Source organism: Bacillus cereus group sp. RP43, assembly GCF_040459645.1.
Classification (GTDB): Bacteria; Bacillota; Bacilli; order Bacillales; family Bacillaceae_G; genus Bacillus_A; species Bacillus_A mycoides_C.
In genome coordinates, this window is the sequence record NZ_JARVHQ010000001.1 from 4,573,628 (window position 1) to 4,597,463 (window position 23,836).

The following is a 23,836-nucleotide window of genomic DNA, read 5'->3' on the forward strand; positions in this document are numbered from 1 at the left end:
TTTTTTATTCTTCCTCGTTTACGTGTTCAAACGCTTGCTCGAAGATATGAATTACGTGTTGATCAGCTAATGAATAATAAACTACCTTTCCTTCTTTACGGTTCTTTACAAGCTTTGCTTGCTTTAATACACGAAGCTGATGTGAGATTGAAGATTGCGTCATTCCTAATAAATAAGCTAAATCACAAACACACATTTCAGCTTCAAATAATGCATGTAATATTCTCGTACGTGTACGGTCACCTAATACTTTAAATAATTCTGCTACTTTACTTAAACTTTCATCAGTCGGAATTGTTTGTTTTACTTGATCCACGATTTCCTCGTGAATTACCGTTTGAGAACATGCTTCCTGTTGCGTTTCTACTTTATTTTCAGCCATCACAGCTCACCTCTTCATTTGAACATATGAACAACTATTCATATATCTTATACCTTTATTATATGAGCGTCCATTCATATGTGTCAACGAATTTCCATACATTTTTTTGAACATTTCGTTCACATTTCAAAATACACCTATAAATATTTTCAGCATCTATCATGATCTTCATACAAAAAGGATGCACGAATATCGTACATCCTTTTCTTATTTATTAACTTTCACTGCATCCACAATTAACGAAGCGAATCCTAACTTTCCATCTTGATTTCTATGGTCAAAGCGCTTCGAACGATAAATAAAACCTCCTTGCTCATTCCAATCATTATAATGAAATTCTCCATTTTCATCGCAATACTCTAGCAACTTTACTTGAAAACCCGCTGCTTCAAACATTGATACAATCGTTTTATAGTTATGTACAATTTTATGACTTGCAGCTGGATGATCTAACGGACCGGGTCCTCCCACTTGCACACCACGCTGATATTCTTCATTGGGGAAACATGCATCCGGCACTGCACAACGAATATAACCATCATCTTGTAAAAAATCAAAGCATATTTTAGCTGCTTCTATACCTTCTTCATACGATAAATGCTCCCATACATGTTCAGCTAAAATTACCGATAAAGAATTAGGCTGAAATTTATTAAGCCACGTTTCTCTTCTTAATAAATTTAATTCTTCTTCACTCGTATGTAACCAACCTGGATTATTATTATATCCCTCTGCTCCAACGACAACTTTCGTCTCCATCTTTCCACCCCTTTTTCATATTCCGACATAAAAAGTTCGACAAAGTAACATTGACCCCCTTTATTTCCCCAAAAGAAAAAGCCTTGCGCGCTCCCTAGACGCACAAGGCTTACTATCTTATATCCCTTTAATTAGCTTTTTCTAAATTATCTTGCGAACTTCCATCTTCTTTTAGATGACTGTGCTTTTTCGAATATACAAAGTATACAACTACTCCAATTGCCAACCAAACACCGAAGTATATCCATGTTTTTAACGGTAAATTTACCATTAAGAATAGACAACATGCAACTGAAATAATCGGTAAGATTGGTACAAGTGGTACCATAAATCCGCGTTGTAATTTCGGATGCGTTTTACGAAGAATGATAACAGTTACACCAACCATTGCGAATGTTAATAACGCTCCAATATTCGCTAAATTCGACAATTCTTTTAAATCGATAAATCCAGCAATTAAAGCACTACCAATTCCTGTTAACCAAACTGAAAATGTTGGCGCTTCAGTCTTCTTGTTAATTTTCGCGAAAGATTTTGGCAATAAACCGTCACGGCTCATCGCGAAGAATACACGTGTTGTCGCATAAATGTAAGCGAAAATTACAGCCATAATACCGATTACAGCTCCAATAGCAATTACACCAGCCACTTTATCTTGTCCTACAACTTCTAACACATATGCCATAGCTTCAGGTACATCTAATTCCTTATAAGAAACCATACCTGTCATAACGAGACAAACTACAACATAAATGATTGTACAAATAACTAACGAAGCAATAATACCAATTGGTAGATCACGTTGCGGATTTTTTACTTCTTCAGCAGAAGTTGCTAATGCATCAAATCCTAAGAAAGCGAAGAATACTGCTGCTCCCCCTGCGAACACTCCACTTAAACCGTAAGGTGCAAATGGTATCCAGTTTTCTGGTTTCACGTAGAATACACCAACTGCAATGAATAAAACAACAATACCAATTTTAATTAATACCATTATGTTATTCACACGCTTACTTTCTTTTGTACCTCGTGATAATAACCAAGTTATCACTAACGTAACGATAATTGCGGGTAAGTTCACCATACCACCTTGCGATGGAATCGTTAACAATGCTTTAGGAATTTCAAGTCCCAATCCGCTCACTAAATTATTGAAATAACCTGTCCATCCGCCAGCTACTGCGGCAGTTGTTACGACATATACGGATAACAATGTCCATCCCATTAAATGGGCAACAAACTCACCAATTGTTGCATATGAATATGTGTATACACTACCTGAAACAGGAAGTGTAGATGCAACCTCTGCATAACATAAAGCTGCAAATCCACAAACAATTGCTGCAATCATGAATGAAAAAATAACTGCTGGACCAGCATCTCTTGCTGCTACTAATCCCGTTAATACTAGAACTCCTGTACCAATTATCGCACCAATCCCTAGCATTGTTAGGTCAAATGCCCCTAGCGTTTTCGTCAAAGTTTTACTTTGACTTTCCCCTAACAATTGCGTAACGGATTTCTTTTTGAATAGGTTGGCCACGATGAATGCCCCCTTTTACTAAGAAGAGCTAAGAGGTATTATCTCTTAGCTCTTATCATGTTGTATTATATATTGTTCGATTTTTTTTTGTATAATGCTGCTATTAGCAAGATACTGTTTCTGCTTCTAATAATTCTTTTGCACCTTTGTACTCTACACCGTGAGCTTCTGCAACTGCTTCGAATGTTACATAGCCTTCTAATGTATTAATACCTTTTAATAATGCAGTGTTGCCTAGGCAAGCTTCTTTGTAGCCTTTGTTAGCAATTTGTACTGCATATGGTACTGTTACGTTTGTTAATGCAAGAGTTGATGTACGTGGAACCGCACCTGGCATGTTTGCAACTGCATAATGAACAACGCCGTGTTTTTCATAAGTTGGGTTATCATGAGTTGTAATACGGTCAGTTGTTTCGAAAATACCACCTTGGTCAATCGCGATATCTACAACAACAGAACCTGGTTCCATTGATTTAATCATTTCTTCTGTTACAAGTTTTGGAGCTTTTGCACCTGGGATTAATACTGCACCGATTACAAGATCAGATTCTTTTACAGCTTCTGCAATATTGTAAGGATTAGACATTAAAGTTTTTACTTGGTTTCCGAAAATGTCATCTAATTGACGAAGACGTTCTGCACTTAAGTCGATGATTGTTACATCCGCACCTAGTCCAACTGCAATTTTAGCAGCATTTGTACCAGCTTGTCCACCACCGATAATTGTTACTTTACCACGTTTAACTCCTGGAACACCTGCAAGTAAGATACCTTTACCGCCTTTGTTTTTCTCAAGGAATTGCGCACCGATTTGTGCAGCCATACGACCAGCTACTTCACTCATAGGTGCAAGTAATGGTAATGAACGGTTTTCTAATTGTACTGTTTCATATGCGATAGCAACAACTTTCTTTTCAATTAACGCTTTTGTTAATTCTGGTTCTGGAGCTAAGTGTAAGTATGTGAATAAGATTAAACCTTCGCTGAAGTGTTTGTATTCGCTTTCAACTGGTTCCTTAACTTTCATAACCATTTCCATGTTCCAAGCTTCTTCAGCCGTATCAACAATTTTTGCTCCCGCTTCAACATACTGAGCATCTGTGAAACCAGATCCTACACCTGCATCCTTTTGAATGAATACTTCGTGATTGTTACGAACTAAATGTACAACACCTGCTGGTGTCATTGCCACACGGTTTTCGTTGTTTTTAATTTCTGCTGGTACCCCAATACGCATAATGAAATGCCCCCTTATAATTAACAGAAAAAAGGAATTCTTTTTTCTTTTTTAAATAATTAATAACTTATGTCCTTATTCTAGCATAACTTAAAAATTATGAAAACGCTAACATACCATTTTTTTAAAGTTTATATATTTAGAATAGTGTAAATATACGAAACATTGATTCTATTGGGTTATTCGTACCATCGCATTATCTATCACTCTATTTACATTATATCCATTCAAAACGCATAGTAATTATTTATTATTTGACAATAATGTAACAATGCAAAAAACTAAGTAGTTACGTATACATATACACTTATTACTTTGTACAATACTTTAGAAATATATTCTTTTCATAAAAAAAACAGCTACTAGCATTTAGCCAGCAGCTGGATAGATCATAAATAACTTTGAAAATAGATCTTCTGTCGTCTCAGTAATTTTATCAAACATATCACTTTCACGATCTTCTTGCTCTTTTAACATCTTAATTGTTTCACGTGCATCTTCAGGATAATCGGTAATGATACCATCTACGTTTAACTTATAATATCCCTTTAAACTTTCCATATCATTTACCGTCCATACGTAAATTGGCTTGTTTAACTTCCTTGCTTCTTTTACTAATTTCTTATTTAACATGTATTCTTCTGCTACATAAAAATCAGCCTTCACATTCTTTAAGTTAGCTCTACTCGCATACAGTATATATCCTACTTTTATATTTGGATTTGCACGTTTAAACTCTTTAATAAGCGGATAGTGTAACGTTTGAATGACACATTGCTTCTCAAATTCATTATCTTTAATCGCTTTTAATACTTTGTTTACGAAATCTTTTTCGCCACCATGAAGCTTCACTTCAATATTAAGTTTGATTTTTCCTTTTGCCAGCTTAATGATCTCATCAAGTGTACTTATTTGTCCTGAAAAACCATCTTGACTAAGGGTAAGCTGTCTTAACTCCTCCATCGTTAAATCTGACACATGAACATTAGCATTAGCAAGACGTTTTAGCTTCAAATCATGTATAACTGCTAGTTCACCGTCTTTTGTTTGCAGTACATCAATTTCAGCGTAGTCTGCTTTGGCATCAATAGCCCCCTGCACAGCTTCTTTCGTATTCTCTACACCTTTTGAAATATAACCACGATGAGCCATAATAATTGGTTCTTTATATGAATTTGAAATAAACGTTACAATGAAGGCAACGACCATTCCGGCAGTAATAATTCCTACAATATATACACCAATAAATTTCCAACGATGTTTTTGAAAGAAACATTTATCTGCTTTTGTTTTCGAATAATCTAATCCTTCTTCTAATAAAACATCTTCAACCGGAACCTTTTGTAAATACAATCGTGTTATTGCCATAATATAAAATGGCGTCACGATAAAACTAAATAAATACAATGTACTCGTTAAAAATACAGACATTGTTGATTCTGCTAATAATGCAAATGTTCCCTGTGGATTTGTAAATTCATACATGCCCCATAGACACAATAAATACATTCCAAAAAATACACCGTACACAATCCCTATTGAAATAAAAAATCCTACTAAAAAGAATAGTACTTTAAAAAAACTTTCTTTTACTAACGTTGCACTTTTACGTGCTGCTGTGCGAAACGGCTTTTGCTCTAACACAACAATAGGTAGAACAAAAATCCAGCGAAGGTTCAAATACGCAACTACAGCAAAGAACGTGTAATAACCAACTTGTCCCATCGTTGTCTTAAACAGTTCTCCTGTAATAAAGTTAGGAATTTGAATTTGCGGAATTAATGCCGTTTCATATCCAATATTTAAAAGAGGTAACAATACGACAGCATATAAAATAAATCCTGGTAAGCAATATGTGAAAAGAGTAGGTAAATACGTTACGGTTTTATATAAAATCGGACGTAATTTCACCTTTTGTCTTTTATGAGCGAAGTACGAAATGATAATAAGCACCGCAAATTCCGTAAAGATAAGAAACAGTGCTAACAATGATAAAATTACGATTGCCAAAATGCCGTATGGTGTCTTTAAAAACGCTAATAATTCATCATTCGTCGCATTTGCATAACCACCAAAATACAATAACTTATTAAAAACGATCCCAAATAGCGGGACAAATACAATCGCTGCTAATAATTTATAAGCAAGTTGAAAGGTTAATACATTCCAAAAAGCAAATCTAACTGTTTGAAAGGAATGTCCCATTACCCCTGGTATAGATAGTCTTTTACGGTGTTGCATATATTCCTCCACATTCTAAAACGATATTTGAGATGGATTCCATATTTCCATTTCCAACCCATCTTTTTAATAATAATATATTCCGCTTAACATGAACACTCTTATACATACAATGAAAAAGTGATGGCTACTTGCCATCACTTTTTCATTTACTCTATTTTTTCTCTAACCCTTGACCAAATGCTTTCAAGAAGCTAAAACCGAATGTAATTGCTCTATTGATATCTGGATCTTTTAACACTTTAAAGAAATCCATCACTTTTGTTTTTTTACCACTATTTAATTCCTCTGTTGCAAATTGCAATCCGGTTACTAAACTCGATGTGATTTGCTTTGTTACTTCTGGGTCAACTGAGGATAACGCTTCCCCCGCCCCCATCATATTGTTGAGTGCATTTTTAACTGGTTCACGATTTAATTGCTCCACAGCGATTTTCGAAACATCTTCCTTCGCAGCAAGTAAACTAATTGCTGCATCCAAAATTCCAGCTTTTTGCAACTGTGCTAATAGCTGCATCGTCTCTTCTACTGCTTCTCTATTTTCAGCTAGATCATTTAACAGTTCAGCTGTTACTTGCTGTTTCTTTTCTTCTTCTGTTACAACCTTCTTTTTAATTAAAGTAATCTCTTTTGCCATGATCTCCGCCCCCTAATTCTGGTCCACAAGTGATACGTATTGTTTTCTTTGCCACTTTTGCTCGATTTCAACACCATTTTGCGGATGACGTTTTTTATCTCTCGGGTTTGAAGATGGTAACGGACGATTTCCTTTTTCACGTAATACGCGCAGTTTCACCATCGTTTGTTTATAAGCTGGTGTACACGTATAAATGTCTGTCGCTGTTCCTGTTAAAATATTGATTGCCTCTTCATTTACTGTCGCATGCATCGGCAAATATAACTCATTTCCAGTTACACGATCTGTAACAAGCGCTTGTACTTTAATCTTTCCAAATGGTGATGCTAATTCTACAAGACCACCATCTTTCACATTACGTTCTTTAGCAAGTTCAGGTGAAATTTCAACAAATACTTCAGACACTTTAGATAAAATACCAGCTGACTTATTCGTCATATTTCCTTCATGGAAATGCTCTAGCATACGGCCATTATTTAATAGTAAATCATACTCATCTGGTGCTACTACTGGTGGTACCCATTCATCTAATGATAAACGAGCTAGCTTATCCGGGAAGTTAAATCCATCTACATATAATAATGGTGTATCGCTACCATCATGGCTACCCCAGCATAAACTATTCCAGCCTTCTAAACGGTCATACGTTGCTTGTGAGTATAACGGAGCAAGCGATGCAATTTCATCCATAATTTCACTTGGACTTCCATAATTCCAGTCTCCGCCAAGTGCACGAGCTACTTTTTGTAAAATCCACCAATCTGGCTTAGAATCACCAAGTGGCTTCAACACTTCATACAATCTTTGAATACGACGTTCGGTATTTGTAAATGTTCCTTCTTTTTCTAAGCTTGGTGCTGCCGGTAAAATAACATCGGCAAAACGAGCTGTTTTCGATAAAAACATATCTTGAACAACGAGGAAGTCTAAATTCGCTAAAATATGTTGTACATGGTTGGCATTTGAATCTACTAAAGCCATTTCTTCTCCCATAACATACATACCGCGCAGTTTTCCTTCTTCCGCTGCTAGTAACATTGCGATATTATTTAGTCCCGGTTCTTTCGGAATGGTAGTACCGTATGCTTTTTCAAATTTCGCACGATGCACATCATCTGAAACTGCTTGATAACCTGGAAGCCAGTTCGGTAATGTTGCCATATCACAAGCACCTTGTACGTTATTATGTCCGCGTAACGGATACGCACCTGCACCAGGACGACGATAGTTGCCCGTAACAAGCAGTAAATTTGAAATTGCAGCTGACGTTGTACTTCCTCCTGTATTTTGAGTTACACCCATTCCCCAAAGTACACAAGTACCATCTGCTTCATATACCATACGAGCCATCTCTTTAAGATTATCTTTAGAAATCCCTGTAATTTTCTCAGTATAATCAAGCGTATACTTTTCTAGCATTTTGCTATATTCATCAAAATTCTTTACATTTTCAGCTATGAACTTTTTATCATGCCAATCTTGATCAATAATATATTTCGTAATACCAGCAAGCCATACATAATCCGTTCCTTGACTCGGGTGAACAAATATATCAGCACGCTCTGCCATTTCATGTTTACGAAGGTCTGCTACAATCAATTTTTGCTCGTGTAATTTATGAGCACGCTTTACTCTAGTTGCAAGTACAGGATGACCTTCTGTTGGATTTGCACCAACAATAATAACAAGACCTGCTTCAGCAATATCTTTCACTGTTCCAGCATCTCCGCCCATACCAACAGTTTTAAATAAACCGTCTGTTGCTGGAGATTGGCAATAACGGGAACAGTTATCTACATTATTTGTTCCATATATTTGACGAGCTAGTTTTTGCATAAGATAGTTTTCTTCATTTGTTACTTTCGAAGAAGAAATAAACCCAAACGCATCGCTACCATATTCTGATTTAATATGTTGCATATTAGATGCAACAACTTCAAGAGCCTCTTCCCATGAAACCTCAACAAACATATCCCCTTGGCGAATTAACGGCTTTGTAATACGCTCTTCACTGTTCACAAAGTCCCATCCAAATTTGCCTTTTACACATGTGGAAATACCATTAACCGGTGCATCTGAAACAGGTTGCACTTTTAAAATTTGTCGATCTTTCGTCCATACTTCAAATGAACAACCTACACCACAAAATGTACAAACTGTTTTTGTCTTATTAATTTTCGTCTTACGCATCGCGGACTCTACTTCTGAGACTGCTAAAATACTGCTATATCCAGGCTCTACATCTTTTACAAAATCAATCATTGGATTTAGCACATCTGGTTTTAAACCAGTCATAAATCCAGCTTCTCCTAGCATCGTTTTTTCCATTAATGCATTACAAGGACAAACTGTTACACATTGCCCACAGCTAACACAAGACGAGTCATTTATACTCACACCATTGTCCCAAATAACACGCGGACGGTCTAAACTCCAATCAATCGATAAAGTTTCATTCACTTGTAAATTTTGGCATACTTCTACACACTGCCCACAAGCAATACATTGATTTGGATCGTATCGATAGAATGGATGCGACGTATCCACTTCGCATGCACTTACTTTCGGTTCATATGGATATTTCTGTTCTTCAATTCCCATCATATCTACTGTATTGTGGACTTTACAGTTACCATTATTATTATCACATACCGTACAGTACAATAAATGATTCTCTAATATTCGATCCATCGCTTCAGTTTGTGCTTCCTTCGCACGTTCCGATTGCCTCTCAATATGCATACCATCTTCCAACTTCGTTGAACAGGCACGCAGTAAACTTCCATTCACTTCTACAATACATGTATCACAAGTTTGAATAGGATCTACCTCTGGTACATGACAAATTTGAGGATGTTCTAAATCACTTTCGTTAAATAATTGGAGTATCGTCTTTTCACCTGATGCGAAAAATTCTTTACCATCAACGGTTACACGGACTGTCTGTTCTGTCATAGTTTCCCCTCTCCTTACAACTAACTGTACAACACAATTGTGAATCCGTTTTCAAAACTGCGTTGCTGTACATATTTTTGAAACGCCCTGTTGAAATACTTTCCTTTGGAAGTCGATTCTAGATGTTATAAGGTATAACTACGAAAGCTTGAAAATGTCGCTATTCTACAAATCTATTATATCGTACATATACAATAATAACCAAAATAATCTGCCATCTTCTTGTTAATAGATGCTTTTGGTTTTTCGATGTTTTATGATAAATATGGAGAAAAAAATATATAAAGGGGAATTTAATATGGGGCCTATTCAAGAAACATATACCATTGTACGCTATCAATCTGGTACATTTTCAAAACAAACCGATGAGGTTGTTACAGAATCTCCTATTACAATTAAATTAAATAACGAAGAATACGTAACAGTTGTATGCACTCCTAATTACATTGAAGATATGGTAATCGGTTTTTTAATTTCTGAAGGAATTATTTCTTCTTATAAAGATATTGAAGAATTATGGATCCAAAAAGAAAACGGAATCGTCCATGTAAAATCATCAAAAATTAATCCACTCTATCAAACCTTATATAATAAACGGTACGTAACTTCTTGTTGCGGGAAAAGTAGACAAGGTTTTGTTTTCGTCAACGATGCAGCAAAAGCAAAAAAATTACATGATATACATATAACTATTACTCCGGAAGAATGTTTTCACCTAATGACTTCCTTACAACAATCTTCAACTACATTTCGCCAAACGGGTGGTGTGCATAATACCGCTCTATGTGATCGAAATAACATTCTTTTATCAAGAATGGATATCGGAAGACATAATGCGCTAGATAAAATATACGGTCATTGTTTACGAAACAATATATCTGTTCAAGGGAAAATCATTGCGTTTAGCGGACGCATCTCATCTGAAATTTTGTTAAAGGTTTCAAAAATAGGTTGCGAAATTGTTCTATCTAAATCAGCTCCAACTAAACTAGCTCTGCAACTCGCCCATGATTTAGGTATTACCGTAGTAGGATTTATTCGAAATGGATCTTGCAATATTTATACACATCCAGAACGAATCGATGGTTATCAATCGAACAATTAAAAAATAGCTTCTCAATTGAGGAGCTATTTTAGTTATAAAAATGTAATATACATATCACTTGAATAGTTAACGAAGTTAATATATAATTTCATTACATAAATAAAATAAAAACATAGTAGCATAATCTTTTCATTCTTTTACAAATTAAGAAAGAATAGTCACAGAATACATTTAACTAAACTTAATCTTACAAAGTTAATGAATTAAATTTGAATCAATCTAGGAGGTTACAACTATGGAAATTCGCTTATTAACAACAGAGGACGCAGAAATTTATTTGAAAGTTTGTATGGAAGGTTTAACGAAAAACCCTGAGGCTTTTAGCTCTTCTTATGAAGATGTTCTTAAACATGAAAACCCTGTCGCTGCTATGGCAAAGCGATTAAGCAATCCGGATAAGTATACTCTAGGTGTCTTCAAAGATAATGATTTAGTCGGTATTGCTACTCTAGAAACAAAGCCATTTATTAAGCAAGAGCATAAGGCAAAAATCGGCTCCGTTTTTGTTTCTCCAAAAGCGCGTGGTCTCGGTGCAGGACGAGCTTTAATTAAAGCGATTATTGAAAATGCCGATAAATTACATGTAGAACAGCTCATGCTTGATGTTGTTGCTGATAACACTGCTGCAAAAAAATTATATGAGTCCCTTGGCTTCCAAACTTACGGCGTGCAAGAACGGTCCTTAAAACATAATGGCCAATATTGGGACGAAGAGCATATGGTTTTATTCTTAAATAATTAACATTTTAATATAATTTTTCAAAAGCATCTTCTTATTAATTAAGATGCTTTTTTCATTACAACAATGTAATCTTCATGTCACCTTTATCGATCGTTCCAATCCTTTCCATTCGTTATACTAAAAATATAAAGTAAAACTTTACTCAGTGAGGAGGACCCATCTCCCGCTAATTATTAAATGAACGTATAGCATGCAATTGATATGTAGAGGAGAATGTAACATGAAACAAAACAAACAAGCTATCTTTTTAATATTTGCTACAGCAATTGTAACTTCTGGATTAGCAATCTTACCTTGGTTTATTATATAGAATACATAAAAAAAGCTTATTGCTTCTTAAGAAGCAATAAGCTTTTTTTCTATTATAAAATCCCGAAAAATTTATTTACACAACTTATCATAATAAGCATAGATACCGCAACACACATTACAACCGCATTACGATCTTGCTTTTCTTTTTGTAAATGCTCTACTTTTTTACTCATGTGTACAATCCCCTTTTAAAAAAAGTGTGAGATAGGAAATTTTTCTTATCCGATGCGAGGTGAATACGAAAACCCTCTCTATCTCACATACACAATAGAATGGAATTGTCATTTTATAAATAAAATGACATGACGTTATGTCGCAACATAGGGTATTTGTGTCGCTACGTTTTCTATTATAAAAAATAGTTGTGCAAAACTAGTGCATTTTTTATGTCAATTGCCCTGATCGAAAAAATCAGCCATCCATTCAATCACATAAAAAGAGTTTTTTATTATTTTCATGTAAACTATACAAGTAGAATGAATAGTTTGGGGTGCACAAGATTATGGTGAAAATTTTATTAGTAGACGATGAAGAACGTATGTTACGATTATTAGATCTGTTCTTAAGCCCTCGCGGCTATTTTTGTATGAAAGCTACTTCTGGCCTTGAAGCGCTAGAAGTAATCGAACAGAAGGACTTCGATATTATTTTATTAGATGTTATGATGCCGAATATGGATGGGTGGGATACTTGCTATCAAATCCGTCAAATTTCCAACGTTCCAATTATTATGCTAACAGCTCGCAACCAAAATTATGATATGGTCAAAGGTCTGACTATGGGAGCAGATGACTACATTACAAAACCATTCGATGAGCATGTATTAGTCGCGCGAATCGAGGCTATATTACGTCGCACAAAGAAAGATGGCTTTGTTAGCTTCAATGGTATTGAGTGGGATAAAACAAAACATACTGTTACAGTTTATAATGAAAAAATCTCACTAACTCCTATTGAATTTTCGTTGCTCGGACTATTTTTACAAAATACAAACCGTGCCTACAGCCGAGACGATTTAATAGAAAAAATTTGGGGCTATCAAACAGACATCGAATACAGAACTATCGATTCACATATTCGTAATATACGGGATAAGTTACGCAAAAAAGGATTTCCAGTTGAAGATTACTTAGAAACTGTCTATAAAGTCGGATATAAATGGAAAAATGAATAATTACTTTAATCAGTGGGGATGGAGCTCCCCACTAATTAAAGTTTCACTTTATATGAAATAAGGTATGGTGAGAAAATGAGCAAACTTTCCCTTAAAGTTGGGACATACTTTTTAATATTAGCTTTATGTATTGAAACAATTGCCTTCGTATCTTTTTATAAGAACCTTTCAAACATACGCATTGAAGAGGAAACTCTTGCTCTTTTAGAGAAAGGAAATCGCTATAGTAAAATGATTAAAAACCGCGCGAAGTGGGGTGCATATTCTAAAGAAAAGAAACTCACAGAAAGCGCTGAACACAGTAAACGGCCTAAACGTGCTGTGTACCCCGAGTTTGATATCAACACTGAGGCTGAACACTTAGTTGAATCAGAATTAATTGCTAACTCTGATATAGCTATCATTATAACAGACAATAACGGCAAAATTATTTCTACCTCAGAACCCGTAACGAAAGAAATGCAAAAACAACTTACTTGTAAAACAGAGACTATCCCAGAAGGTGGATTAATCGTTGAAAAAAACTGGAAAAAATCAAAATTCATCTCAACAGTAAGCCCGCTGGAAATTCAAGGATTTCAAGGTAAGTTATATATGTTATTAAAGACATCTTTCTTAGAAAATATGTTACTTAAACTCATGAATCAATTTCTTATCATTAGTGTTTTGACAATTATTTTAACTACTATTTCTGTCTTTGTTTTTTCTCGTGTTATTACAGAACCGCTTATAAAAATGAAGCGGGCGACAGAAAAAATGTCAAAATTAAATAAGCCGATTCAATTAGGAATTAAACGAAATGATGAACTTGGAAGCTTAGCAAAAACGATTGAAGATTTATCTAGTGAACTTACGTATATGAAAAAAGAACGAAACGAATTTCTCGCTAGTGTAGCGCATGAATTACTAACTCCATTAACCTATATGAAAGGTTATGCAAAGGTAGCAAAAAGAGATTCTCTAACGAAAGAAGAACGTGAAGAATACTTACAAATCATTGAAGACGAAACGGATAGTGTAACCGATCTCGTACAAGATTTATTTATGCTTGTACAATTAGAGCAACACCAGTTTGTTATAAAAAAACAAAAAGTAATTCTTAAACCATTTTTAGAACGAATGGTTGAAAAAACAAAAACAACATTAACAAACAAACAAATGCAACTCCATGTACATTGCAAAGATGATTTAGAAGTTTGCATAGACGAAAGACGTATGGAACAAGTTATGTTAAATTTATTACACAATGCTTATCAACATTCACCAGAAAACACTTCTATAATAATACGTGTACTAACCAGTACGAATACTTTTACAATAAGTGTACAAGATGAAGGTGAAGGTATTCCAAAAGAAGATATCCCACATGTTTTTGATCGCTTTTACCGTGTCGATAAATCCAGAACACGAGCTACAGGTGGAAAAGGTATCGGACTGGCTGTTGCAAAAGAAATTGTAGAACTTCATAATGGTTCTATTGAAGTTAAAAGCGAATTAGAAGTCGGAACAGAATTTATAATTGAATTACCATTTGTATAATATATGCGTGAAATCACCAGTAGTAGTCAACACTACTGGTGCTATTTTATTTATAAAACCAACTATTATAAGCTAAGCTTTTGAAATTATTCTTATTTCAATATAAAATATAGGTACAACTGTCAAAGATTTGGAGGGTGATATAATTGGATATCCATGTATTAACAAAAGACGAAGCAGAAATTTACTTAGAACTTCGAGTAGAAGGGTTAAAACAAAACCCGGAAGCTTTCAGCTCTTCTTATGAAGATATTATTAATAAAGAGTGTGCTATTGAATATAAAGCCCAAAAATTAGCACAAGACGAGAACTATACACTAGGTGCATTTAAAGATGGAGAATTAATCGGAGTTGCAACACTGGAAACGAAACCATATGTAAAACAAGAACATAAAGCGAAAATTGGTTCAGTATACGTGTCTCCAAAAGCACGCGGACTTGGAGCGGGAAAAGCACTTATTAAAGAATGTCTTGAGCTTGCTAAATCTTTAGAAGTAGAGCAAGTTATGCTTGATGTTGTTGTTGGCAACGATGGTGCAAAAAAACTTTACGAGTCATTAGGGTTTAAAACATTTGGTGTGCAAGAACGTTCATTAAAATATAACGGACAATATTGGGATGAAGAGCATATGGTTCTTTTCCTAGATGAAGAAGAAAAATAATAAAAAACATCCTCGCATTTATGAGGATGTTTTTTACTTTCTTGTAAACCATGCTGTATATAATAATTGAATTGCCTCTTCAATTTCTTCCTCTAATAAAGTCGCAAATCCAAGCAATACTGTATTTTCGGGAGAAGTCCCTTCCTTATAATACATCGAAACAGGATACACTTTAATACTCCATTTAGCTGCAGCTTCCATTAATTCTTTCTCTTCCATCCCATTATGCACTTTTAATAAAATATGTAGGCCCGAATCTTCCCCTATTACTTCAATGCGATTAGAAAAATATTTTTCTAATACAGAAACAAGACGGTCTCTCTTCTTTCGATACACAACACGCATTTTATGAATATGCTTTTCCCAATGCCCGTCATTTAAAAATTTCCTAATGATCTCTTGATCTATTCTTGAAACGCTTTGTGTGTAAAATAAATATCGCTCCTGATACTGCTTAATGAGGGATTTTGGCAACACCATATAACTCATCCGTAAGGATGGCAATAGCGCTTTAGAGAGCGTCCCCATATAAATTACTTTCCCGTCTCTATCTAATCCTTGCAGCGCTGGAATCGGCTTTCCTGAATAGCGGAATTCACTATCATAATCATCTTCAATAATATATCTTCCTTCTTCTTTTTTCGCCCATTGTAAAAGCTGCATTCTTCTCGTAATTGGCATAATCATCCCGTAAGGAAACTGATGCGAAGGTGTAACAAATACAACATTTGCATGACTATCAGCTAACTGTGACATACGAATTCCATCTCCATCTAAAGATAACATTTGTACATTTTGTTCCCCTTGCTCAAAAACAACCATTTTCCGATGATACCCAGGGTTCTCAACCGCATAACGACTCCCCTTTAACAACTGAAATAACATTTTTACTAATATTTGCGTACCCGCTCCTATTACAATTTGACTAGCTACGCATCGTACACCTCTAGATTCATACAAATAGCTCGCGATTTCTTCTCGCAAACTTACCTCCCCTTGCGGATGTCCAATAAAAAGTAAATCTTTATTTTCAAATTGCCATACCTCATTCGTAATTTTTCGATATACACGAAACGGAAAAGTATTAGTATCCACACCCGTTTGAGTGAAATCAAATTTATACTTCTTATCTTGAAAAGGCGCTTCTCCTATTACCTCTTCGCTGCCTTCCACATGAATCATTTTCTCGATTTCACATACAAAATAACCTTTTCTAGAAATCGACTCAATATATCCTTCGGCAAGAAGTTGCTCATAAGCAGCTTCAACTGTATTTTTACTCACTTGTAAATATGTCGCCAGCTTCCTCTTAGCCGGTAATTTCGTAACAGCCGGAATCGTTCCATCTTTAATCTCTTTTTTTATATACTCATACAATTGTACATACAATGCCGTTTTACTATTTGCATTCAAATTAGGCGTTAATTCTAACACAACATCTGACCCCTTCCAAAAATACATAACTGATACTTTTTGTAGTACCAGAAGTTCTATATAATTCCTTTTATCATGTAACACATTAATAATCAAATACTAGAGAGGAGATGCATGATAATGAACAATGGTAGACGCATTGGACTTATGATGATTATTACAGGAGCTACCCTATGGGGATTGTCTGGTCCCATGATTCAGTGGCTATTTCAACATACTAACGTATCATCACTTGATTTTTTAACGATTCGCCTGTTACTCGCAGGAATATTCATTTTGGCTTTCTTGCTTATTAAAAAACAAAACATATTTCACATTTGGAAACATCCTAAACACTTTATACAACTTATAATTTTCTCTATTCTTGGCATGCTTGGTGCACAGTACGCTTTTATCGAAACAGTTCATATTAGTAATGCCGTAACGGCAACACTATTTCAATTTCTAGGTCCTGTTCTTATTACAATTTACGTTGCGTTTGAGCAAAAGAAATTCCCTGCTTCTATGCAAATACTCGCAATTATAACTGCTCTAACAGGGACATACTTTATTATTACAAACGGTTCAATTGAAAATATTGTTTTATCTAAAGCAGCTATTACTTTCGGCCTATTAACAGCGATTGGTTTTGCGTTTTATACCCTTCATCCTGCTTCTCTTATTAAAGAATGTGGAACAACTATAGTAATTGGCTGGGGAATGTTAATTGGAGGGATTGCATTGCTTATTTGTAATCGCTCTTTTGGATGGAATCAGATTTCGCAAACTTTCACACTTCAAACTTTTTCTATGCTTATTCTTATCATTATAAGTGGCACTCTTTCTTTCCTTCTCTATATCGGGAGTCTTAAATATTTAGCAGCAACAGAAACAAGTATTTTATCTAGCATTGAACCACTTGTAGCTGCCATCGTTTCAATCGCTTGGCTTAATGAATCTTTTGGAGCATATCAATTATTAGGCGGAGTATGTATCGTCCTTTCTGTTATTTTCTTAACAATGCCTCAAAAAGAGAGAGAACCAACCTTTTCAACTGAACAAATATAAAGTGAAACTTTAATCAGTGGGGGGTTCCATCCCCTACTGATTATTAGCCCTCACCAATCGGGATAGAAAATGTCAAAAGAGGTCGTACAAAACTTACGACCTCTTTTTATGATTTAAAGGAATTGTCTCGTCTTCTAGCAAATACAATTACACTAACAATAAAAATTAGGAGTGTGGCACCATGAAAAAAATCGGAACTATGCTACTTTTCTCCTTCCTCATTACTGGCTGTGTGCAAGTGCAACCCGATTCAAATGTACCTAAAAAAGAAGTACTAGAAACATCATCCTCTCAAATTAACGAACCTTCCTTTTTTCATCTTAGTGTCTTAAAAGATGTAAATTGGGAAGAAGCGCCGTCATTCGTAGAAGGAAAAATTCCTTTAAAAGGAATTGAAGGGAAAATCGCAGTGGCTGATAGCTCTATTATCGCAAATGAACAAAATGAAATAATGTGGTTCTTCCTAGATCCTGAAATGCCAACTGGAAAACTATCTATTATTGCGTTAAAACAAGGAACTACAACTCCAACACCAGTACTCTTTCAAAAAGAAACCTCCAAACAAACTTGGACTACTTCAAATACAGTCGATACAACCGTAAAGGAACTCCCTCTCGTAATGTCACTACCTTCATCTGGATTATGGGTATTAAACATATATGTGAATGAAAGATATTATGATCAATTTGTAATCAATGCCGAATAAAGTGACAAAACTGAAACACTTCCTTACACCAATGTAATTTCTACGTCACGTACTTCGATAGTTGGATTATCTCTCTTCTCTTATACTTAAAGTAAGAAATGACGCAAGGAGAGATGAGAGATGAAAAAAATGATAGAAGTGATCGTAGCAGTAACTGCGGTTTTAGTAAATGGTAAACAAGTTGCAATGGAATTAAATAAATAATGAAAGGGGCTTAAATAAATTTACACTTCTTCAGTATTTTGATTTCTTATCTCAAAAAAGCAGTGCCTTTTTAAGGCGCTGCTTTTGACTATTTATAACTTGGCATTTTCATAATTTGTGCCACACCTGAATCAATGGCTGCTTTCGCTACTGCTTCTGCAACACTTGGAACAACTCTTTTATCTAATGGATTTGGGATTACCTAGTTCGCACTACGCTCTTCGTCCGTAATTATGTTAGCGATCCCATATGCGGCTGCTAATTTCATCTCTTCTGTAATATCAGTCGCGCGTACATCTAAAGCACCACGGAATATACCAGGGAACGCTAATACATTATTTACTTGATTTGAATAATCAGAACGACCAGTTCCAACTACAGCAGCTCCAGCTTCTAATGCATCTTCTGGGAATATTTCTGGAATTGGATTCGCCATTGCAAACACAATCGCTTTCTCATTCATCGTCTGTACAAGTTCTTTCGTTAATACGTTAGGCGCAGATACACCAATAAAGATATCAGCCTGATGAATCGCTTCTTTTAACGTTCCACGCACATATTCTCGATTTGTCTTCTTTGAAACTTCGATTTGCGCTTCGTTCATCCATGTTTCACCTTCACAAATAATACCTTCTAAGCTAACTAACGTAATGTGTTTTGCTCCAGCTTTTAATAATAATTTTCCAATTGCAATTCCCGCAGAACCCGCACCGTTAATAACAATTTTTACATTATCCATTTGTTTACTTACAACTTTTAATGCATTAATAACAGCTGCTAAGACGACAATAGCCGTTCCATGTTGATCATCATGGAATACAGGAATATTCGTTTCTTCTTTTAATCGTTTTTCAATTTCAAAGCAACGTGGTGCTGCAATATCTTCTAAATTAATACCTGCAAATGTAGGTTCTAAATTTTTCACAAGGGTAACGATTTCATCCACATCCGTCGTCCCTAAACATAACGGGAAAGCATCTACATTCGCAAATTTCTTAAATAAAATACTTTTCCCTTCCATAACAGGCATAGCCGCTTTCGGTCCAATATTCCCTAAACCAAGTACTGCAGTTCCATCTGAAACAACTGCAACCATATTACCACGTGCTGTATAGTCATAAGCTGTTTCCTCATCTGCCGCAATTGCTTTACAAGACTCTGCTACCCCCGGTGTATAAGTCAAACTTAAATCGTCCGCTGTATTCACTTCTACTTTACTTGTAATTTCAATTTTCCCTACTAACTCTTTATGCAATAACAATGATCTTTCATTAATTTGTTTTTCTAACATACTTATAATCTCCCCTTAATTTGACAAGCTAGCTATATGAATATAGCTAGCTTGTTTGATCATGAAAACATTTTTAATAAAATTGTCGCTGTTACGACCATTGCAGCCCCACCTAAACGCGTTGAAATTTGTGCGAACGGCATTAATTCCATACGATTTGAAGCTGATAAAATAGCAACATCTCCAGTTCCACCTAAACCGCTATGACATCCAGTTACAATTGCTGATTCAACTGGATACATTTTCATTACTTTCCCTACAAGAAAACCTGATGCTACCATTGTAAGAACAACCGATGCGCACACAACAACATATCCTACCGAAAGAACTGCTGCTACGTCTTTTAACGGAATATATAGCAATCCTAACCCGACCATTAACGGCCAAGTTAAATTCTTTGAAATAAATTTATATAAATGGAATGCTCCTTGCTCCATTTTTGCTGGCATTAATTTAAAGTATTTCACAAGTGCTGCTGAGAAAATCATAATGATTGCCCCAGGAATACCGATGAACTTAGAAGCAAATCCTCCGAAGATGAAGAACGTACATGCAATTAATAAACCTGCTCCCATTAATGAGAAGTCAATTGGCTTCTCTGTATTTTGTTCTTTTAATAAATCTGCTTGATTGTCTGTTTTCACTAATACACCGTTACCACTAAGCTCCGGTTTCTTCTCACCTAAACGCTTCATATACCCTGCACTCACGATTGCAAACATATTCCCAATAATAGCTGCCGGAATAAGCTGTGATACAAATGTTGCTGATGATTCATTTAAAATATCACTATAAGCTAGCGACAATGGTAAAATCCCTTCCCCGATACCACCACTCACAATTGGTACGATGATAAAGAAGAATGTCTGCTTCATTTCAAATCCAAACAGTGAACCGACTAATAAGCCCACTGCTACAGAAGCTAACGTCCCTACTACTAAAGGAATAAACATACGAACGAAACCTTGCACTAACACTTTACGGTTCATTCCTAAAATACTTCCAACTACTAAACAAGAAATATATAAATATAAAAAGTTCGATTTTTTCATTAACATAGTCGCAGCTTCCATTGAAGCTGGATTCATCCAGTTAAAAAATACAAGTAACGATGGAATAAATAATGAGAGAATTGCTGGACCACCGATATTTTTTAATATTGGAATTCTCATTCCAATATCACCTAAGAAAATACCCATGATCATAATAACTGCAAAACCACCAATCATATCTGCTGGTAATTTATTATATACAGATGCTCCATAAATAATAGCAGCCAATACTACGTATAACGGTAAAGGTATAACACCGATTTTAACGTTCATAATTTTAGAAGCGAAAGATTCACTTTTCAATTCATTGCCTTCAGAAAATGATACCGCTTCCACATTCTTTTGAATTCCCATATGGCACCCCCTTGTTTTCTTAATAACAATATTAAAACGCTTTCAATAGTAAAAATAGTTTTTGTAAGTTTTGTAACTACTTTTGTAATTAAAAAAAGTATAAGCGACCTATAATAAGTCGCTTATACGTAAAAGTCTATTTTATTTTGATCAATGCACCTTAATTTACTTACCGGCCTTCCCACATGTTGATACACCATTTCATTCTCTAAAACTCCAATTTCAGTCAAAAACATTACATACTTTCGAATAGAAACTCTTGAAACCCCTACTAATTTCGCCATTTCATCTGTTGTAAATGCTTGTCCGTGAAGCAATTTGATTTGCTGCCAAATTAGTTGTAATGTTTGCTTTGTTAATCCTTTCGGAAGCTCTTTATAGTCAAAGGACTCTCTTTTTTCTTTTTGTAAAATTAGCGAATCTAATTCCGATTGACTAATTTTTTGTTGTTCTTTCATGAAAGTAAATTTTTCTCGATACACAGTTAATGCTTCCTTAAAGCGTTCAAATGTAAATGGTTTAATTAGATAGTCTACAACTCCATATTGTAATGCTTTTTTGATACTTCCCATATCATGCACAGCTGAAATCATCATAATATCAATTTCTTTTTCTTGATTTCGAATATACATTAAAAGCTCAAATCCAGTCTCCTCAGGCATAAAAATATCAAGTAATATGAAGTCTACTCGTGACTTCTCTAATACTTCTATCGCTTCTTTAACTGAGTTAACTGCATAGACAAGTTCAAACCCTCCTACTTGCTCTAAATAATGCGTATTTAACATCGCAACCATCGGATCATCTTCTACAATCAAAACTTTGATCATCTTATCTCTCATCCCTACCTTTAGGTATTTCAATCGTTATTGTCGTTCCCGTTCCTAACAATGAATGAACATAAATTTCCCCATTTATTCGCTGTATGCTTTCCTTTACAAGATGCAAACCATACCCCCGATTATCACCCTTTGTGGAATAACCTTTTATAAATAATGCATCAATTTCATCTTCTTTTATGCCTTTCCCTGTATCTTGTACTGTAATAATTAATGTATCCCCATATTGTATTCCAACTTCAACCTGTTTCTTCTCACAGTTCGTCACTGCGTCTAATGCATTATTAATTAAATTTCCGACAATGGTGATCAGTTCATGAATGATACGCTCATCATATATTTCTGGTAAATAAGAATCTTTTTTTATAATTAACTTTATATTTTTCTCTCTAGCATAACTAAGTTTACCTAGTAAAAATCCAGCAAATACTGGGCTTTGAATTTTTTTCATAATCCCCCCAATTTCATATTGATGCTCTGATACCATACTACTTACATATTTCTGCAATTCTTCATACTGCTTCATATGTGTTAACCCTAATACGACATGCATTTTATTCATAAATTCATGAGATTGAGCCCGTAATGCTTCCGCATATAGCCTAATACCAGTTAATTCTTCTGCTAATTTTCTAATTTCTGTTTTATCACGAAATGTTGCAATTGCACCAACTATTTCTCCTTTTACATATAAAGGAACACGATTAGTAACAATCGTAATCCCATAAATTTTTTGTTCTTCGTTTAATTGTACCTCTCCTGTTTGCAACACTTCTTTTATACGTGAATTCGGCATATACAATTCAACATCTTTACCAATAAAGTCTTCTTCAAGTCCACTTTTCTTAAATAGCCGTTTTGCTTCATTATTAATTAACGTTACTTTCGCTTCTTTATCTACAGCAATAATACCTTCTTTGACCGATTGTAACATCGTATTTCTTTCTTCAAGAATTTTCGCTATCCTATGCGGCTCAAGACCAAATAAACTTTTCTTTATATGTCTAGCTAGCAATATTGCTCCTATAATCCCAACTAATACTCCAACTCCGACACCAATATAAATAATATGTCTACTTTGCTTAACTCTTTCTTTTACATTATCTGCTGAAATACCGACAGCTACTGCTCCAAGCTGTTCACCTGTTTCAGAAAATATTGGTACAAACACTCGCATTGAAATACCTAAAGTTCCTTCTGCTAGCGATACATGTTCCTTTCCTTTCAATGCAGGCCCTTCATCTCCCCCAATAAAATGATGACCTATTTTTTGAGGATTTGGATGTGATTTTCTTATTCCGTTCATGTCCATAACTACAATAAATTGAACACCTGTGTTTTTTAATATTCTATTTGTATACGTTTGGATTGCGGAAGTATCCGCTTTCCCAATTAAACCATCGATTACAAGCGAATCATTTGCTACAATATGTGCAATCGTTTTTGCCTTCTCGGCTTGGCTTTCCTCCGTTGTTCGTTCTACATTATGACTAATTAATATATCTGTCACAAGTAAAGAAAAAATTACAACTGTACAAACTAACAATGTAATCGTTTTCCATAAATTCCATAGTCTATTTCTTTTTTTCATCCCGTTAATGACTCCCCTAATTGCTGAATA

Annotated in this window: 19 protein-coding genes and 1 pseudogene; 7 read left to right on the top strand and 13 right to left on the bottom strand. The window is 35.0% G+C overall.

Annotated features, from left to right (window positions below):
• Positions 1-4 precede the first annotated feature (4 nt).
• From QCI75_RS23825 to fdhF, 7 genes are all read right to left on the bottom strand, one after another.
• On the bottom strand, positions 5-382 hold the full coding sequence (locus QCI75_RS23825; RefSeq protein WP_002010461.1) for an ArsR/SmtB family transcription factor: 378 nt from the start codon (positions 380-382) through the stop codon (positions 5-7).
• Positions 383-589: 207 nt separating this feature from the next.
• Positions 590-1,141 carry a class I SAM-dependent methyltransferase gene (locus QCI75_RS23830; protein ID WP_144506150.1) on the bottom strand — a complete coding sequence of 184 codons (552 nt, stop codon included), beginning with the start codon at positions 1,139-1,141 and terminating at the stop codon, positions 590-592.
• A gap of 127 nt (positions 1,142-1,268) precedes the next feature.
• Positions 1,269-2,684 (bottom strand): amino acid permease, encoded by a 1,416-nt coding sequence (locus tag QCI75_RS23835; protein ID WP_144506149.1) that lies wholly within the window; start codon positions 2,682-2,684, stop codon positions 1,269-1,271.
• Positions 2,685-2,787: 103 nt separating this feature from the next.
• Positions 2,788-3,921 carry an alanine dehydrogenase gene (gene ald / locus QCI75_RS23840; RefSeq protein WP_016097200.1) on the bottom strand — a complete coding sequence of 378 codons (1,134 nt, stop codon included), beginning with the start codon at positions 3,919-3,921 and terminating at the stop codon, positions 2,788-2,790.
• A 369-nt stretch (positions 3,922-4,290) separates the two neighbouring features.
• Positions 4,291-6,162, bottom strand: a complete 1,872-nt coding sequence (locus QCI75_RS23845) for a glycerophosphoryl diester phosphodiesterase membrane domain-containing protein (RefSeq protein ID WP_144506148.1) — start codon at positions 6,160-6,162, stop codon at positions 4,291-4,293.
• A 154-nt stretch (positions 6,163-6,316) separates the two neighbouring features.
• Positions 6,317-6,799: a helical membrane plugin domain-containing protein gene (locus QCI75_RS23850; protein WP_144506147.1), complete on the bottom strand. Its 483-nt coding sequence runs from the start codon at positions 6,797-6,799 to the stop codon at positions 6,317-6,319.
• Between the two features lie 12 nt (positions 6,800-6,811).
• Positions 6,812-9,754: a formate dehydrogenase subunit alpha gene (gene fdhF / locus QCI75_RS23855; RefSeq protein ID WP_353761297.1), complete on the bottom strand. Its 2,943-nt coding sequence runs from the start codon at positions 9,752-9,754 to the stop codon at positions 6,812-6,814.
• A gap of 298 nt (positions 9,755-10,052) precedes the next feature.
• Between fdhF and fdhD the strand changes: the two genes are divergently transcribed.
• Together fdhD and QCI75_RS23865 are read left to right on the top strand one after the other, a co-directional pair.
• Positions 10,053-10,859: a formate dehydrogenase accessory sulfurtransferase FdhD gene (gene fdhD / locus QCI75_RS23860; RefSeq protein ID WP_144506146.1), complete on the top strand. Its 807-nt coding sequence runs from the start codon at positions 10,053-10,055 to the stop codon at positions 10,857-10,859.
• 235 nt (positions 10,860-11,094) lie between these two features.
• The gene (locus QCI75_RS23865; protein ID WP_000405886.1) at positions 11,095-11,601 is read left to right on the top strand and encodes a GNAT family N-acetyltransferase; all 507 of its coding nucleotides are present in this window, start codon (positions 11,095-11,097) and stop codon (positions 11,599-11,601) included.
• Positions 11,602-11,963: 362 nt separating this feature from the next.
• Here the strand turns inward: QCI75_RS23865 and QCI75_RS23870 are convergent, their stop codons facing one another.
• On the bottom strand, positions 11,964-12,086 hold the full coding sequence (locus tag QCI75_RS23870) for a hypothetical protein (RefSeq protein WP_002125145.1): 123 nt from the start codon (positions 12,084-12,086) through the stop codon (positions 11,964-11,966).
• Positions 12,087-12,415: 329 nt separating this feature from the next.
• On the opposite strand from QCI75_RS23870, the gene QCI75_RS23875 reads away from it, so the two are divergent.
• The 3 genes from QCI75_RS23875 (at position 12,416) to QCI75_RS23885 (ending at position 15,288) form a co-directional block, all read left to right on the top strand.
• The gene (locus QCI75_RS23875) at positions 12,416-13,087 is read left to right on the top strand and encodes a response regulator transcription factor (protein WP_144506145.1); all 672 of its coding nucleotides are present in this window, start codon (positions 12,416-12,418) and stop codon (positions 13,085-13,087) included.
• Positions 13,088-13,162: 75 nt separating this feature from the next.
• Positions 13,163-14,626 (top strand): sensor histidine kinase, encoded by a 1,464-nt coding sequence (locus QCI75_RS23880; protein WP_353761299.1) that lies wholly within the window; start codon positions 13,163-13,165, stop codon positions 14,624-14,626.
• 146 nt (positions 14,627-14,772) lie between these two features.
• Positions 14,773-15,288: a GNAT family N-acetyltransferase gene (locus QCI75_RS23885; protein WP_353761300.1), complete on the top strand. Its 516-nt coding sequence runs from the start codon at positions 14,773-14,775 to the stop codon at positions 15,286-15,288.
• Between the two features lie 33 nt (positions 15,289-15,321).
• Here QCI75_RS23885 and pdxR read toward each other — a convergent pair whose 3' ends face one another.
• Positions 15,322-16,722, bottom strand: a complete 1,401-nt coding sequence (gene pdxR, locus QCI75_RS23890; protein WP_353761302.1) for a MocR-like pyridoxine biosynthesis transcription factor PdxR — start codon at positions 16,720-16,722, stop codon at positions 15,322-15,324.
• A gap of 120 nt (positions 16,723-16,842) precedes the next feature.
• Here pdxR and QCI75_RS23895 point away from each other — a divergent pair, with 120 nt between their 5' ends.
• A complete protein-coding gene (locus tag QCI75_RS23895; protein ID WP_144506141.1) occupies positions 16,843-17,769 on the top strand; it encodes a DMT family transporter in 927 nt (308 codons plus the stop codon).
• A gap of 181 nt (positions 17,770-17,950) precedes the next feature.
• Positions 17,951-18,475 carry a DUF4871 domain-containing protein gene (locus tag QCI75_RS23900; RefSeq protein ID WP_144506140.1) on the top strand — a complete coding sequence of 175 codons (525 nt, stop codon included), beginning with the start codon at positions 17,951-17,953 and terminating at the stop codon, positions 18,473-18,475.
• A gap of 292 nt (positions 18,476-18,767) precedes the next feature.
• Here the strand turns inward: QCI75_RS23900 and QCI75_RS23905 are convergent.
• The 4 genes and pseudogenes from QCI75_RS23905 to QCI75_RS23920 all read right to left on the bottom strand — a co-directional run bounded on the left by QCI75_RS23905 (position 18,768) and on the right by QCI75_RS23920 (position 23,806).
• Positions 18,768-19,970 (bottom strand): annotated as a pseudogene (locus QCI75_RS23905) (NAD(P)-dependent malic enzyme).
• A 59-nt stretch (positions 19,971-20,029) separates the two neighbouring features.
• Positions 20,030-21,376, bottom strand: a complete 1,347-nt coding sequence (locus QCI75_RS23910; protein WP_002063728.1) for a 2-hydroxycarboxylate transporter family protein — start codon at positions 21,374-21,376, stop codon at positions 20,030-20,032.
• 122 nt (positions 21,377-21,498) lie between these two features.
• Positions 21,499-22,206 (bottom strand): response regulator, encoded by a 708-nt coding sequence (locus QCI75_RS23915; protein ID WP_144506138.1) that lies wholly within the window; start codon positions 22,204-22,206, stop codon positions 21,499-21,501.
• Position 22,207: 1 nt separating this feature from the next.
• Positions 22,208-23,806 (bottom strand): sensor histidine kinase, encoded by a 1,599-nt coding sequence (locus tag QCI75_RS23920; protein ID WP_353761304.1) that lies wholly within the window; start codon positions 23,804-23,806, stop codon positions 22,208-22,210.
• Between the last annotated feature and the right edge of the window lie 30 nt (positions 23,807-23,836).

Coding starts and splice junctions, on each gene's coding strand:
- QCI75_RS23910 (WP_002063728.1), bottom strand. CDS start 21,376: ATGGGAATTCAAAAGAATGTGGAAGCGGTATCATTTTCTGAAGGCAAT.
- QCI75_RS23825 (WP_002010461.1), bottom strand. CDS start 382: ATGGCTGAAAATAAAGTAGAAACGCAACAGGAAGCATGTTCTCAAACG.
- QCI75_RS23895 (WP_144506141.1), top strand. CDS start 16,843: ATGAACAATGGTAGACGCATTGGACTTATGATGATTATTACAGGAGCT.
- QCI75_RS23830 (WP_144506150.1), bottom strand. CDS start 1,141: ATGGAGACGAAAGTTGTCGTTGGAGCAGAGGGATATAATAATAATCCA.
- QCI75_RS23915 (WP_144506138.1), bottom strand. CDS start 22,206: ATGATCAAAGTTTTGATTGTAGAAGATGATCCGATGGTTGCGATGTTA.
- QCI75_RS23870 (WP_002125145.1), bottom strand. CDS start 12,086: ATGAGTAAAAAAGTAGAGCATTTACAAAAAGAAAAGCAAGATCGTAAT.
- QCI75_RS23875 (WP_144506145.1), top strand. CDS start 12,416: ATGGTGAAAATTTTATTAGTAGACGATGAAGAACGTATGTTACGATTA.
- QCI75_RS23850 (WP_144506147.1), bottom strand. CDS start 6,799: ATGGCAAAAGAGATTACTTTAATTAAAAAGAAGGTTGTAACAGAAGAA.
- QCI75_RS23880 (WP_353761299.1), top strand. CDS start 13,163: ATGAGCAAACTTTCCCTTAAAGTTGGGACATACTTTTTAATATTAGCT.
- fdhF (WP_353761297.1), bottom strand. CDS start 9,754: ATGACAGAACAGACAGTCCGTGTAACCGTTGATGGTAAAGAATTTTTC.
- QCI75_RS23900 (WP_144506140.1), top strand. CDS start 17,951: ATGAAAAAAATCGGAACTATGCTACTTTTCTCCTTCCTCATTACTGGC.
- ald (WP_016097200.1), bottom strand. CDS start 3,921: ATGCGTATTGGGGTACCAGCAGAAATTAAAAACAACGAAAACCGTGTG.
- QCI75_RS23845 (WP_144506148.1), bottom strand. CDS start 6,162: ATGCAACACCGTAAAAGACTATCTATACCAGGGGTAATGGGACATTCC.
- fdhD (WP_144506146.1), top strand. CDS start 10,053: ATGGGGCCTATTCAAGAAACATATACCATTGTACGCTATCAATCTGGT.
- QCI75_RS23865 (WP_000405886.1), top strand. CDS start 11,095: ATGGAAATTCGCTTATTAACAACAGAGGACGCAGAAATTTATTTGAAA.
- QCI75_RS23920 (WP_353761304.1), bottom strand. CDS start 23,806: ATGAAAAAAAGAAATAGACTATGGAATTTATGGAAAACGATTACATTG.